This window comes from Thalassotalea sp. Y01 (assembly GCF_012932945.1).
Lineage (GTDB): Bacteria > Pseudomonadota > Gammaproteobacteria > Enterobacterales > Alteromonadaceae > Thalassotalea_A.
Genome location: NZ_JABBXG010000003.1, coordinates 83,921 through 96,417, shown reverse-complemented (window position 1 = coordinate 96,417; position 12,497 = coordinate 83,921). Strand labels below are relative to the sequence as shown.

Annotated in this window: 14 protein-coding genes; 4 read left to right on the top strand and 10 right to left on the bottom strand. The window is 42.9% G+C overall.

From position 1 onward, the window contains the following. The first annotated feature begins 70 nt into the window (after window positions 1-70). Genes HII16_RS05330 through HII16_RS05315 form a run of 4 tightly spaced genes read left to right on the top strand, consistent with a single transcriptional unit; the run spans window position 71 to window position 3,581 of the window. A complete protein-coding gene (locus HII16_RS05330) occupies window positions 71-2,026 on the top strand; it encodes a penicillin-binding protein activator (RefSeq protein WP_169128142.1) in 1,956 nt (651 codons plus the stop codon). Then, on the top strand, window positions 2,013-2,393 hold the full coding sequence (locus tag HII16_RS05325; RefSeq protein WP_135439066.1) for a YraN family protein: 381 nt from the start codon (window positions 2,013-2,015) through the stop codon (window positions 2,391-2,393). Before HII16_RS05330 ends, HII16_RS05325 begins: the two co-directional genes overlap by 14 nt. Window positions 2,394-2,396: 3 nt before the next feature. Then, window positions 2,397-2,987: a phosphoheptose isomerase gene (locus HII16_RS05320; RefSeq protein ID WP_135439065.1), complete on the top strand. Its 591-nt coding sequence runs from the start codon at window positions 2,397-2,399 to the stop codon at window positions 2,985-2,987. A 30-nt stretch (window positions 2,988-3,017) separates the two neighbouring features. Further along, window positions 3,018-3,581, top strand: a complete 564-nt coding sequence (locus tag HII16_RS05315; RefSeq protein WP_135439064.1) for a BON domain-containing protein — start codon at window positions 3,018-3,020, stop codon at window positions 3,579-3,581. Between the two features lie 52 nt (window positions 3,582-3,633). On the opposite strand, the gene HII16_RS05310 is transcribed toward HII16_RS05315, so the two are convergent. The 10 genes from HII16_RS05310 to zapE all read right to left on the bottom strand — a co-directional run bounded on the left by HII16_RS05310 (window position 3,634) and on the right by zapE (window position 12,431). Continuing rightward, window positions 3,634-4,314 (bottom strand): hypothetical protein, encoded by a 681-nt coding sequence (locus tag HII16_RS05310; RefSeq protein WP_169128141.1) that lies wholly within the window; start codon window positions 4,312-4,314, stop codon window positions 3,634-3,636. Between the two features lie 56 nt (window positions 4,315-4,370). Beyond that, entirely contained in the window at window positions 4,371-5,969 is a 1,599-nt protein-coding gene (locus HII16_RS05305) for a hypothetical protein (RefSeq protein ID WP_169128140.1), read from the bottom strand. 94 nt (window positions 5,970-6,063) lie between these two features. Further along, window positions 6,064-6,468, bottom strand: a complete 405-nt coding sequence (locus HII16_RS05300; RefSeq protein WP_228445264.1) for a ClpXP protease specificity-enhancing factor — start codon at window positions 6,466-6,468, stop codon at window positions 6,064-6,066. A 19-nt stretch (window positions 6,469-6,487) separates the two neighbouring features. Further along, window positions 6,488-7,129 carry a stringent starvation protein SspA gene (sspA, locus tag HII16_RS05295; protein WP_135439061.1) on the bottom strand — a complete coding sequence of 214 codons (642 nt, stop codon included), beginning with the start codon at window positions 7,127-7,129 and terminating at the stop codon, window positions 6,488-6,490. 142 nt (window positions 7,130-7,271) lie between these two features. Next, the gene (locus HII16_RS05290; RefSeq protein ID WP_135439060.1) at window positions 7,272-8,027 is read right to left on the bottom strand and encodes a cytochrome c1; all 756 of its coding nucleotides are present in this window, start codon (window positions 8,025-8,027) and stop codon (window positions 7,272-7,274) included. Then, on the bottom strand, window positions 8,027-9,292 hold the full coding sequence (locus tag HII16_RS05285) for a cytochrome bc complex cytochrome b subunit (RefSeq protein WP_169128138.1): 1,266 nt from the start codon (window positions 9,290-9,292) through the stop codon (window positions 8,027-8,029). Before HII16_RS05285 ends, HII16_RS05290 begins: the two co-directional genes overlap by 1 nt. Continuing rightward, window positions 9,292-9,882, bottom strand: a complete 591-nt coding sequence (gene petA / locus HII16_RS05280; protein ID WP_135439058.1) for a ubiquinol-cytochrome c reductase iron-sulfur subunit — start codon at window positions 9,880-9,882, stop codon at window positions 9,292-9,294. The genes HII16_RS05285 and petA overlap by 1 nt, the downstream gene beginning before the upstream one ends. 364 nt (window positions 9,883-10,246) lie before the next feature. After that, on the bottom strand, window positions 10,247-10,639 hold the full coding sequence (gene rpsI / locus HII16_RS05275; RefSeq protein ID WP_135439057.1) for a 30S ribosomal protein S9: 393 nt from the start codon (window positions 10,637-10,639) through the stop codon (window positions 10,247-10,249). A gap of 2 nt (window positions 10,640-10,641) precedes the next feature. Further along, entirely contained in the window at window positions 10,642-11,070 is a 429-nt protein-coding gene (gene rplM, locus HII16_RS05270; RefSeq protein WP_135439056.1) for a 50S ribosomal protein L13, read from the bottom strand. A 245-nt stretch (window positions 11,071-11,315) separates the two neighbouring features. After that, window positions 11,316-12,431: a cell division protein ZapE gene (zapE, locus tag HII16_RS05265; RefSeq protein WP_169128136.1), complete on the bottom strand. Its 1,116-nt coding sequence runs from the start codon at window positions 12,429-12,431 to the stop codon at window positions 11,316-11,318. Between the last annotated feature and the right edge of the window lie 66 nt (window positions 12,432-12,497).

Below are 12,497 nucleotides of genomic sequence, written 5' to 3'. Positions count from 1 at the left end.
ACCAATATACTCCCATAACCAGAAAGATAGTCTTATAGTTGCATATACTATTGATAGGATTGGCTAGCCAGTGACAATAAAAATAACTGCAAAACATCGTAACAACCTACTTCTTGCTGCTGTGTCCAGTGCCTTGCTATTTGCTTGTGCCAGTCCGCAACAAGAAAAACTACCCGTTCAAGTCAACGAACCTATAACTGAGGTTAAAATTGAGCAACCGAAAAGCGAATTAAGCGCCGACGATTTGCTTAGTAAAGCTGAGGCGGCTGAAATCGACAAAGCCATCGTTTATTTATTACAGGCTGCCGATAAATACATCGACCAACAACAGCTTGGTAAAAGCTTGCACCTGTCAAATCAGTTAAGCCGCCTTTCGCTAACCCAGTCGCAACAAAACTACAACTTGCTTAATAGTGCCGAAGCGCTGTTTGAGTTGGGAGAGCTCGATCTCGCCAAACAACAATTAGCTGAAATCGATAGCGCAGCACCAACGGAGAGACAACTGTACCTTAATGCGCAAGTACACCAGCAATTAGGGTTAAGCGTTGAAGCGATCAGTGCCTATTTGACCTTTTATCAAAATTACCCAAGCTCAGAGGTAAATGACATTGAAGGCTTGTACGAATTAATTGCCTCTTTACAGCCTTGGCAAAAATCTGCGTTAAAAAAACACCCCGTCGAAGGGTTAAACGGTTGGTTGGCATTCGATACAGCATTGGCGCAAAATGCTGACAACGCCGTACAACTTAATAAAGCATTAAGCCAATGGCAAAGTCGTTACAGTGAACACCCAGCCAACCAGCTGCTAAACCAGTTTTCAGGCCTTGCCAATGAATTGGATAAACAACCTAAAGTAACCAGCATTGCGGTGTTATTGCCATTATCGGGGCGAGAAAAATCGGTTGGAAGTACCATTCAAGCGGGCATTATTGCCGCCTACGATGGACAGCGAGAGCTAAATTTTATTGATACTAACTCGGCACCAATGGCGACGTTAATTTTGCAACTGCAAGAGCAATCGCCTGATGTGGTTATTGGACCTCTATTAAAACGCCATGTCGATAGTTACTTGCAGATAGGTAATGAGAAACCGCAACCAAGTTTCAGTTCAATAAGCAGCGAAGCGAGCCTGAACCCAAGCCCGATGTCGCCAGAACCAAGCGCTAATGTTACTGAAAACACCTTAAAAACAGGGTTAAGTTACCCATGGCAAACCTTGTTATTAAATTTACCAGATCAACAGCAATTGCAAGACAACCAATTTGCCCTGTCTATGCTACCCGAAGATGAAGCAGAGCAAGCGGCGTTCACCTTAAGTAAGAAAGGGTTTAATAATGCCATGGTGTTAAGCCAAAACAATGCGATTGGTAAACGAATTGCGCAAAGCTTTGCCAATCAATGGTTCCAGCAAACAGGTACCGAAATTACCGTGGTTTATTACCCACCAGGCAAACAAATGCAAAACGCGGTTAAATCCAGTATGGATGTGGGCCTGTCAGACGAGCGAATTTATCTGATGCGAAATCGCATCAAGGAAAATGTAAAATCTGAGGCTAGAAGTCGCCGTGATGTTGATATGATTTATCTTATTGCCAGTACCGATCAGGCTCGCTTAGTGAAACCTTACATTGACGTTAATATCAGCCCGTTTGCCGAAGCGATACCGGTGTTTGCCAGCTCTCGCAGTCATGACAAACGTGCCAACCGCAATACTCGTCGCGACTTAAGTGGTTTGGTGTTTACGGATTCACCGTGGTTGCTACCTGGCATGCCGGAAAATGATGCATTATACAGCGAAGCCCAGCAACTATGGCCAAACCGTTCTAGTCAGATGGAACGTTTTTATGCCATGGGTATCGATAGTATTCAGCTACTCGACAAATTATCAGCAATGGAATTAATCCCGTCTATTGTCCACAATGGAGAGACTGGTGATCTAAAAATGAATCAAAGCCGAGTAATAAGTCGTTCTTTGTCTTGGGCTAAATTCCGTTCATCAAGGGTATCTCCCCTTGCTATGGAATAAGCTAAGTAAACGTCAGCAAGGCCAGCAATATGAGCAATTGGCGTGTCAGTACTTGCAACAACATGGATTGCAATTAGTCAGCAAGAACTTTACTTGCAAGCTAGGCGAGATTGATTTGGTCATGAACGATGCGGATTGCTTGGTATTTGTTGAAGTAAAATATAGAAAAAATAGTAAGTTTGGCAGTGCTGCTGAGATGGTTAATCACACTAAGCAACAAAAAATTATTAAAACTGCACAACTTTTTCTGCAAAAACGTGGTCTTAGTGAATATAATACAGCATGCCGATTTGATGTTGTCAGCATCACAGGCTCTGAGCGGACACCCGAATATTGCTGGCACAAAAATGCCTTCTATGGAGAATAAAACATGTTAGAAAGGGTTAAACATAACTTTCGCGAAAGTATCGAAACCAAAATTGCAGCCAGTGAAGAATTACCTGTCGCTATTGAAAAAGGCGGGATGACTATGGTTGAGTGCCTACTTGGCGGCCATAAAATTCTTAGCTGTGGTAATGGTGGTAGTGCGGGTGATGCACAACACTTTTCCTCTGAGCTTTTAAATCGCTACGAAACTGAGCGCCCAAGTTTACCCGCGATCGCCCTGACCACCGACAGTTCCACCCTGACCTCAATCGCTAACGATTATAGCTATGAAGAAGTGTTCTCAAAGCAGGTTAGAGCGTTAGGTAACGCTGGCGATATTCTATTAGCTATTTCAACCAGTGGTAATTCGCAAAACGTCATCAAGGCGATTGAAGCGGCCGTTGCTCGAGATATGAAAATCATTGCACTAACAGGTAGAGATGGTGGTGAGATAGCCGGATTACTTGGTGAAAACGATGTCGAAATTCGCGTGCCATCAGCTCGTACCGCAAGAATTCAAGAAGTTCACTTGCTTGCGATACACTGTTTGTGCGAAATTATTGATACGACCCTGTTCCCACAAGCGGACAGTTAAACAATAACAACCTAAAGCAAGATAATAAAAATGAAAAAGTTAACCATTGCGCTATTATCACTAACCATGTTGCAGGGCTGTGCTGCTGCCATTATTGCTGGCGTAGGTGCCGGTGCCGCGTCTGTAAATGACCGCCGTACTATTGGCGCTCAGGTTGATGATCAAACTATTGAAGTAAAAGCTTATACGCTAATTGCTGATAACAGTGAATTAGATGATGTCACCCGAGTACAAATCACCAGCTTAAACGGTACTGTACTTGTTGTTGGTCAAGCACCAAACCAGAATATCCGCAATAAGGTGATTGCCACCATTAAAGATATTCAGGGTATTCGCAAATTGCATAATCAAATTCGTATTGGCAATACAACGACCATAGGTACTCGTACCAATGACACTTGGCTTACGACTAAGGTGAAAACCGAATTACTTGCCTCGGATAAACTAGACGGGACAGCAATTAAAGTTATCACCGAAGATTCAGAAGTGTTTTTGATGGGTATGGTGAATGCCAATGAAGCCAATATTGCTGTCGAAATTGTTCGCAACATTAATGGTGTCGCAAGAGTTTATAAAGCTTTTGAAAACATCTAATCTGCGTTTAGGTATAACATTAGATGCAATAAAGGCGCTTTAAGCGCCTTTATTATTGCGACTTAATATCAAATGTAACGTTAAAGTCGCGCCACATTCGCCAGCTTAACCCATAAAAGCAGATCATTAGTAAACCCAAATTCCATTCGACAATATTTTCCCGTTCAAAGCTACTGTATCCCGTATATTGCATCACAACAGAGCCAACACCGACCAATAACATAATTACCAACAACGCGAGTTTAATACGTAAACAGCGTTTAAATACTGCGCTGAAATTGACCTTGTCTTGCAACTTAAATAAGGCGTTTATCATCAGTAATTGCGCTAACGGTGACAGGCCAAAGTAGAGAATAATGCCGTATCGACGCATGTAACGATAGACATGACCGTCAGTGCCTAAAAAGTCGGCATACACTGCCAAGCTTATTGCGCCTATGATGCCACACGCTAGCATCCAGCGCAGCGAACGCTCGTACTGACAGCCAAGTTTTTGCAGCCATACATAGGCTAGATACCAATACAATATCAACAGTACCGCATGCGCGATTTCAAAGGCGCGAAAAATAAATAGGCTATAACCTCGTCGGCCTGCGCGGCTAATTGACGTGCAGCCATCAAAGTAAGGAATACATTGCGGCACCCACTCATTGCTCGCACTGATCACATACACCAGATTCGGGGTGATAAAGCCAACGATAAAAACAATAAGTGCCAGATGTTTGGGTTGCATAATGCCCTAGTCTAGACGCTAGAGAGACTTTGCTCCATTACCAAGGCCAGTGCTGATTAAAAATGTCGCCGTGCTAACAGGCGAATTTCTAGCCCTTTGACGTCATCGTTATCACTTAACGCGTACGCAAGGTCAACATGAATCACTTTGTTGTCTCCTGCCGCATGAGGGCTGTATAAACGTAGGCCAAGTCCAACGGAGTCGAGCCAGCCATCTTCATCGTTAACCAATATCGAGTCGCCTGTAGCTTTGCCGCGGTCGTAAAATGCGACACCAGCGACATTGAATAGTCGCCACCAATTTAGGTTTGGATAATAACGCCCTTCTAAGGTATACAAATGACTGTTTTCGCCATGCTGATATTGCACCGGGTAGCCGCGTAATCCGGTATCCCCGCCAATGGTGACAATGCGATCTAAGTATTCGTTGTCGCTATATTGATTGGCGCTCTTAAGGTATAGAGTCCAACGATCTGCCAACGTCCAAAATAACTCACCGGTGACCAATGCTCGTGTTCTATCTTGTTGATGGTTTTGGTCATAATCAACGGCCGAGTTAAATGCCAAGTACCATTGTGCACCAAGGTTAAAAAACTTACTTGCGCTGAGTTGCCAGCTGCTGTCTCTGGTGTTGTCATCCTGACCATCTGATATCGCCAGCCGACTTTGTATATGCCAACCAAAATTGATGTCTTCGATTTTTCCGACTTGATAGATATTGCTCAGCTTTTGATGTTGCTTTTGTTGGAACTCGAGGCCGACAAATAGCGCGGAAAATTCACGATCTGCAGGTAAAAAAGGTGCTGTGTTATCGTCTTCTATGGCAAATCGATGCCGGTCAAGGCCATAGCCAAACTGCATCCGCCAAAATCGCTGTTGATTATTACTCAACAAATGTTGGTAAGAGGCGAAATAATTAAGAATATCATGACCGTATTCATACTCGTCGTTATCATTATGAAACAAGGTATCGACACGTTCATTGTCGTTATAGAACAATTTATAGGCGTAGCTATCTGCACTACTGGCAAACTTTTTAGCCAGTGAAATTGCTTGCTGTTGACCGTCATCATTATCGGCAAAGCGTAACCCCAACTCACTATTGGCAAATAATACATGAGGCACAGTCGCATTAGCGATGAAGCCTGAACGACGACTGTTTTCAAATGTCTTCAGGTCAAGCTCAATACCACGACCAAGAAAATTGCGCTCTTTAACCCCTAACGCATAGCGATTTTTGCCACCTTTACGCGAAAAATCTAAGGTTGGTAACAAGGACCAATTATCTCGAGTGGTAACGGTTACCTTCGCGGCTTTATCATCTACCTTGATATCCGCTTCCTCAATATAACTGAGCTTGCGTAACTTTCGCTCCCACTCTGCTAATTGCTTAGCCGTTAATTGACATTGCGATACAAACCAAGATGATTCTTGGCGCAGTGTTGATTCGGTGGTATTGATGTGTAATTTGTTGGCCCAATCATGAAAGAAATAGTGTTGTTCTATATCATCACTAAAGATCGGTTGATTGATAAACTCGACTGTCATTGGTTGGCAGGTGCTTGTGGTCGTCTCATTGTCACTGGCATAACTAGAATATGCCGCAAGTGTGCAACATGCCAAGACCAAAAGACTGCGCCAAGAGGTTGAATTCAAATCAATTTCCAACGTCGTTATTTTTTCTAAGTCTACAACAAAAAAACCAGCAACATGCTGGTTTTTATATATTTACTGATGCCGTGTTATCGACTTATTTGACGATAGATAAGCTTGGCTTACCTTTTTTCTCAGGTCGTTTTGGCTCTTCTTCTGGTTCGCTTTCCCCTAGTTCAGGGTAATCGACGACAAAAGAACTACCAACACCGTTTTCTCGAGCATATATCGCGGCAACCGCTTCATGAGGGACGTAAAGGTGTTCAACCTTACCACCAAACCTGGCAGTAAACTCAATCACCTCTTCACTCATACTGATTGAACCAACTGAAGCGGGCGTAATATTCAGCACAATTTGACCATTGTCGATATGATTTTCTGGCACAACAACATTAGGATAATTGGTATCGACCACAATATATGGCGTCAGTTCATTATCCAAAATCCAGTCATAGAATGCCCGGATCAAGTACGGTTTATTCGATGTCATGTCTACGGTCATTGTACTTCCTCAGCGATGCTTAGGCTGGACGACCAAAGCGAAGCTCGCGTTCGATTTCAGTTAACGAGGCCTGGAATGATTCGCGATCAAATAAGCGCAACATATACGCTTTCAATTCGCGACTGCCTTGGCCTGATAACTCGATACCTAATACCGGTAAACGCCATAGTAATGGTGCCAAGTAGCAATCAACCAAACTAAACTCTTCACTCATAAAGTACGGTGCTTCGTTTAGGATTGGGGCAACACTTAGCAGGCTCTCACGTAGCTCCTGACGCGCTTTTTCAGCGGCATCAGCGTCTCCTGACATTACGACTCTGGCAAGCGTATACCAATCATTTTCAATGCGGTGCATCATCAAACGACTACGTCCACGAGATACCGGGTAAACAGGCATCAAAGGTGGATGTGGGAAACGCTCATCCAGATATTCCATAATGATTTTCGCTTCGTACAATGCCAACTCACGATCAATAAGAGTTGGAACTGTGCCATATGGATTTAAATCAATTAAATCTTCAGGCAAATTATCTGGGTCTACCAAATGAATATCTACACCGACGCCTTTCTCAGCAAGCACGATACGAGCTTGATGTGAATACATATCATCGGCCAGAGAAAACAAGGTCATTACAGAACGTTTGTTGGCGGCTACAGCCATATATCCTCCAAATGTGTCATTTCCAATATTGCCAAAATATCCTTGGCAATCAAGGTACTGTATAAGTACGCGAAAGGGGCTAACCAAAATTATCGTTTCGATAACCAGTATAGCCCCAATAAGTTAGCTTAAGAAAGTAATATTAGTGAACGTCGCGCCAATATTCTTTCTTCAGCAAGTATGATAGTACGAACAAGATGAACAAGAAGCCAATTACCCAGTAACCTAGGCGCTTACGTTCAACCTTCACTGGCTCACCAGTATATTCTAGGAAGTTAGCCAAGTCGCGAACCAAAGTATCGTACTCTTGTGGTGTTAATTGACCAGGTTGAGTTAATACTAGATCCGCAGAGGTCAACGGGCGTTGCTCAGTCGATGGCAATTGCAACATTGCTTTTGCGTCATCGCTTAGCTCTTGTACGCCTTGCAGTTGTTGGAATACGTGTGGCATCCCAACATCTTTAAACACGGCGTTGTTAACACCGAACGGACGATTTTCGTCAGCATAGAACGAGCGCAAGTAGGTGTATAACCAATCCGCACCGCCTTTCTTGTAACGAGTTACCAATGTTAAATCCGGTGGCGCAGCACCGAACCACGCAGCCGCTTCTTTTGCTGGCATCGTGTTGACAATATGGTCACCGACTTTTTCGCCAGTGAACATAAGCGTCTCGATACCTTCTTTCTCATCGATTTCTAAATCAGCGAAGGTACGGTTATAACGTTGATACTGCAACGAGTGACAACCAAGACAGTAATTCATAAAGGTTTCAGCACCGTTACGTAATGACTGTTTGTCAGTAAGATCGTTGTTAGCTTTATCTAACGGAATGTTAGGACCTGCTGCAAATGCTAGAACAGGTACTAGAGCCAATAATGCAATAAGTGTTTTTTTCATTATTTTGTCACTCTCTCTGGAACTGGCTTAGTGTTCTCACCTTTTGAGTAGAACCAAAGGGCGATGAAGAAACCGAAGTAACCAATGGTAGTAATTGTACCAATCAAGTTATTGATAAAGTTCGACGGTTGAGTACCTAGGTAACCTAGTACGACGAAACACACAGCGAATTGAACAAGATTAAACAAATGTAACTTACTGCGGAATCGGAACGAGCGCACAACGCCACGATCAAACCATGGTAAAGCGAATAGCATACCAATAGCAGCAAACATCAGGATCATACCACCTAACTTGTCAGGAACTACACGTAAGATGGTGTAGAATGGACCGAAGTACCATACCGGAGCAATGTGCTCTGGCGTCTTCAAGCCATTAGCTGGTTCAAAGTTTGGCGCCTCAAGGAAGTAACCACCACCTTCAGGGAAGAAGAACATAACCCAGCAGAACAAGATAAGGAAACCAACAACACCCATGATGTCTTTAACAGAGTAATAAGGGTGGAACGGAATCGCATCAACGATATCGTATTTTTTGGTGTAATGTTCATGGAATTTGAACTTACTTTGCTCTTCGTCTGGTACTGAGCCTTTTGGCTTCTTAATGTCGGTACCATCTGGGTTATTCGAACCAACTTCGTGCAAGGCTAGGATGTGCAAGAATACCAACACACAAAGCACAAGTGGCAATGCAATAACATGCAAAGCGAAGAAACGGTTCAAGGTAGCGCCAGAGATGACGTAGTCACCACGAATCCAGGTAGTCAGATCATCACCGATAACCGGAATCGCACCAAACAAGGATATAATTACCTGTGCACCCCAGTAACTCATGTTACCCCAAGGCAATAAGTAACCCATGAATGCTTCAGCCATTAGCACCAAGTAAATCAACATACCGAAGATCCACAGCAATTCGCGAGGCTTTTGGTAAGAACCATAAATTAAGCCACGGAACATGTGCAAGTAAACAACAACGAAGAACGCTGACGCACCGGTAGAATGCATGTAACGTAGCAACCAACCGTAGTCGACATCACGCATGATGTATTCTACAGAAGCGAATGCACCATCGCCTGATGGTTCGTAGTTCATAGTTAACCAAATACCAGTAACGATTTGGTTAACAAGTACTAGCATGGCTAGAGAGCCAAAAAAGTACCAAAAGTTAAAGTTTTTAGGTGCCGGGTACTGACCTACGTGCTTATTCCAAGCATCCGTAACTGGCAAACGCTTGTCAATCCAAGCCATAAAGTTAGCAAGCATTATGCGTCTCCTTTACCAATACCGATAACAAGCGTGTTGTCATCTGGGAATGAATGCTCTGGAACAACTAGGTTCAATGGAGCAGGAACACCAGCAAATACACGACCAGCCATATCAAACTTAGAACCGTGACACGGGCAGAAGAAACCGTAATCTACGCCTTCAACATGCTCAGCAAAATCGCCTTTTTTGTATGTTGGAGCACAACCTAAGTGAGTACAAACACCTTCAGCTACCAAATACTCAGGATTAATTGAGCGGTATTGATTTTGTGCGTATGCAGGTTGCTGTTCTTCTTGCGAATTAGGATCTCGTAACTGATCTTCATGACCGCCTAATGCATCGATGATCGTCGCTGGACGACGAACAACATAGATAGGCTTACCACGATACTCTGCACGTACCAGCTGACCAGCTTGAATTTTACTAATATTTACTTCGACTGGGGCACCGGCAGCTTTAGCTTTGGCACTTGGGTTCCAGGAAGCGATGAATGGCACAGCTGCACCAGCAACGCCTACACCACCAACGACAGATGTCGTGATTGTTAGGAAGCGTCGACGGCCGTTGTCCACGGGCGCATTGCTCATTTCATTTCTCCAATACTATTTATTAGACACAGAAAAAATTGTCTCGCCAGAGCTATATTAAACGTATCGCTCTGCCGATAGGATTTTTCTTACAACGATTTCTCGTGAATTTTCAGGAAAATTGTTGTTTTTATTGAATTTTGCTTCATTTTAACGAAAACAGAAAAAAGGTAGCAAAATTACGATTAAAAAATTTTGCTTATAATAAAGAATTGTACATTTTTTTACAAGATAAAACCTTGTCGGAAGTGCGCTTATTTCGGCCTTTTTCTGCAATAGCCTAAACAGTGTAAATTTTGGGTAAACAATTATTTAAGAAAAAAAAACCGGCCAGAAGGCCGGTTTTTTGCATCGAATAGTAAAATTAACGTTTCGAGAATTGTGGACGCTTACGCGCTTTGTGTAGACCCACTTTCTTACGTTCAACTTTACGAGCATCACGAGTAACGTAACCTGCTTTACGAAGCTCTGAACGTAGAGTTTCGTCAAACTGCATTAGCGCACGAGTGATACCGTGACGGATCGCACCAGCTTGACCAGAGATACCACCACCAACTACGGTGATGTTAAGGTCAAACTTCTCAACCATTTCAACAAGCTCAAGTGGTTGACGAACAACCATACGTGCTGTTGGACGGCCGAAATAAGTTTCGATGTCACGATTGTTAATGGTAATAGTACCTTTACCAGCTTTCATGAATACACGAGCTACAGAGCTCTTGCGGCGACCAGTGCCGTAATATTGATTATCAGCCATGATTACAACTCCAATACTTTAGGTTGTTGTGCCGCATGCTTGTGCTCAGCGCCAGCATACACTTTAAGTTTACGGTACATGTCACGGCCTAGAGGACCTTTTGGCAACATACCTTTAACTGCGAATTCAATTACACGCTCTGGTGCTTTTTCGATTAGCTTTTCAAAGCTAATTTGCTTAAGACCACCAGGGAATTCAGTGTGCGAGTAGTAAATTTTACCTTTCGCTTTGTTACCAGTTACACGTACTTTTTCAGCGTTAACAACAACGATATAATCACCGGTGTCACAGTGAGGAGTGTATTCTGGCTTGTGCTTACCGCGTAGGCGACGAGCAATTTCAGTAGCGATACGACCTAAAGTTTTACCTTCGGCGTCCACTACAAACCATTCGCGAGTTACGCTTTCTGGTTTAGCTACAAAAGTTTTCATTGATAAAAACCCATAATAAATAAGTTACATAAAAAGTTATTGCTACCAATAACCGATTAAATAGACTACGTTTTTACCCCTTCGAGTATCGAGTCTGTTGCTTTTTCAAGCGTTGTAACGTTGGGAGCCGCGAATTATAGAGAATATTTTTGTAAAAATGAAGTTTAATTTTCAATCAAATAGCGTTTTTTACAAAATATTGCAATTTAATGGATAAATTCAGGGCATAACTTTGCCAACAATGACTAAGGCAAGTGTTCAGAGCCCAGATATTCCATAGATTGCATTTCTTGTAAGCGAGATAAACAACGTTTGAATTCAAAATTTAAACCGCCGTCGCTGTACAATTGCTCCATTTCTACCTCGGCAGAGATAATCAGTTTCACATTTCGTTCGTAAAACTCATCGACCAGAGCGATAAAACGGCGAGCGCTATCGTCGGTTTCACGGCCCATTTGTTTCACATTGGCGAGCAACACCGTATGGTAAATACGACTTAGCTCCATATAGTCTGATTGACTGCGAGCGGATTCACACAGCTCACTAAAGTCAAACTGCACTACGCCATCACTTTCTCGTAGAGTGGTCAAAGGGCGATTATTAATTTTTAAGACCTTGCCCTGCTGACCCGGCTCAACCGTTAATTGGCTAAAATAAAGCGCCATATTTTCATCGGCTTTGGCATCAAGTGGGGAATGAAAAATTTCCGCTTGTTCAAGGGTGCGCAAGCGATAATCAATACCACTATCGACATTAACCACATCACAGTTTTCGTTAATCAACTTAATCGCCGGCAAAAAGCGAGCCCGCTGTAAGCCATTTCTATACAGTTCATCTGGAATAATGTTTGACGTCGCGACTAAGGTGACATTGTGGGCAAATAACTCTTCAAATAAGGTGCCAAGCAACATGGCATCAGTAATGTCAGAAACAAAGAATTCATCGAAACAAATAATACGGGTTTCTTTGGCAAACTTTTTAGCAATGATTTTTAACGGGTCTTGCTGACCTTTAAGCAGATTAAGCTCGTCATGCACACGATGCATAAAGCGATGAAAGTGAACCCGCATTTTTTGCTCAAACGGCAAACAATCATAGAAAGTGTCGACTAAATAAGTTTTACCTCGACCAACACCACCCCAAAAATAAATGCCTTTGACTTTATTTACCTTTGGTTTGGCCATGGTTTTAACCCAGCCTTTGAGCACTTTCTTAAAGCCAGTAACCGCTATCGGCTTAGTCTGCAAATCATCATACAAGCGCTGCAGTTGCTTAACCGCGTTTTCTTGTGCTGAATCGTGACTGAAACCGTTAGTTTGAAGATCTTGTTGGTATTTTTGCCAAGGTGTTAGCTTAATCATGGTATCGCTTTCGATAACTTATAAATAAGAGTATGGATGATTCACCTCTGATCATTATCAATTTCA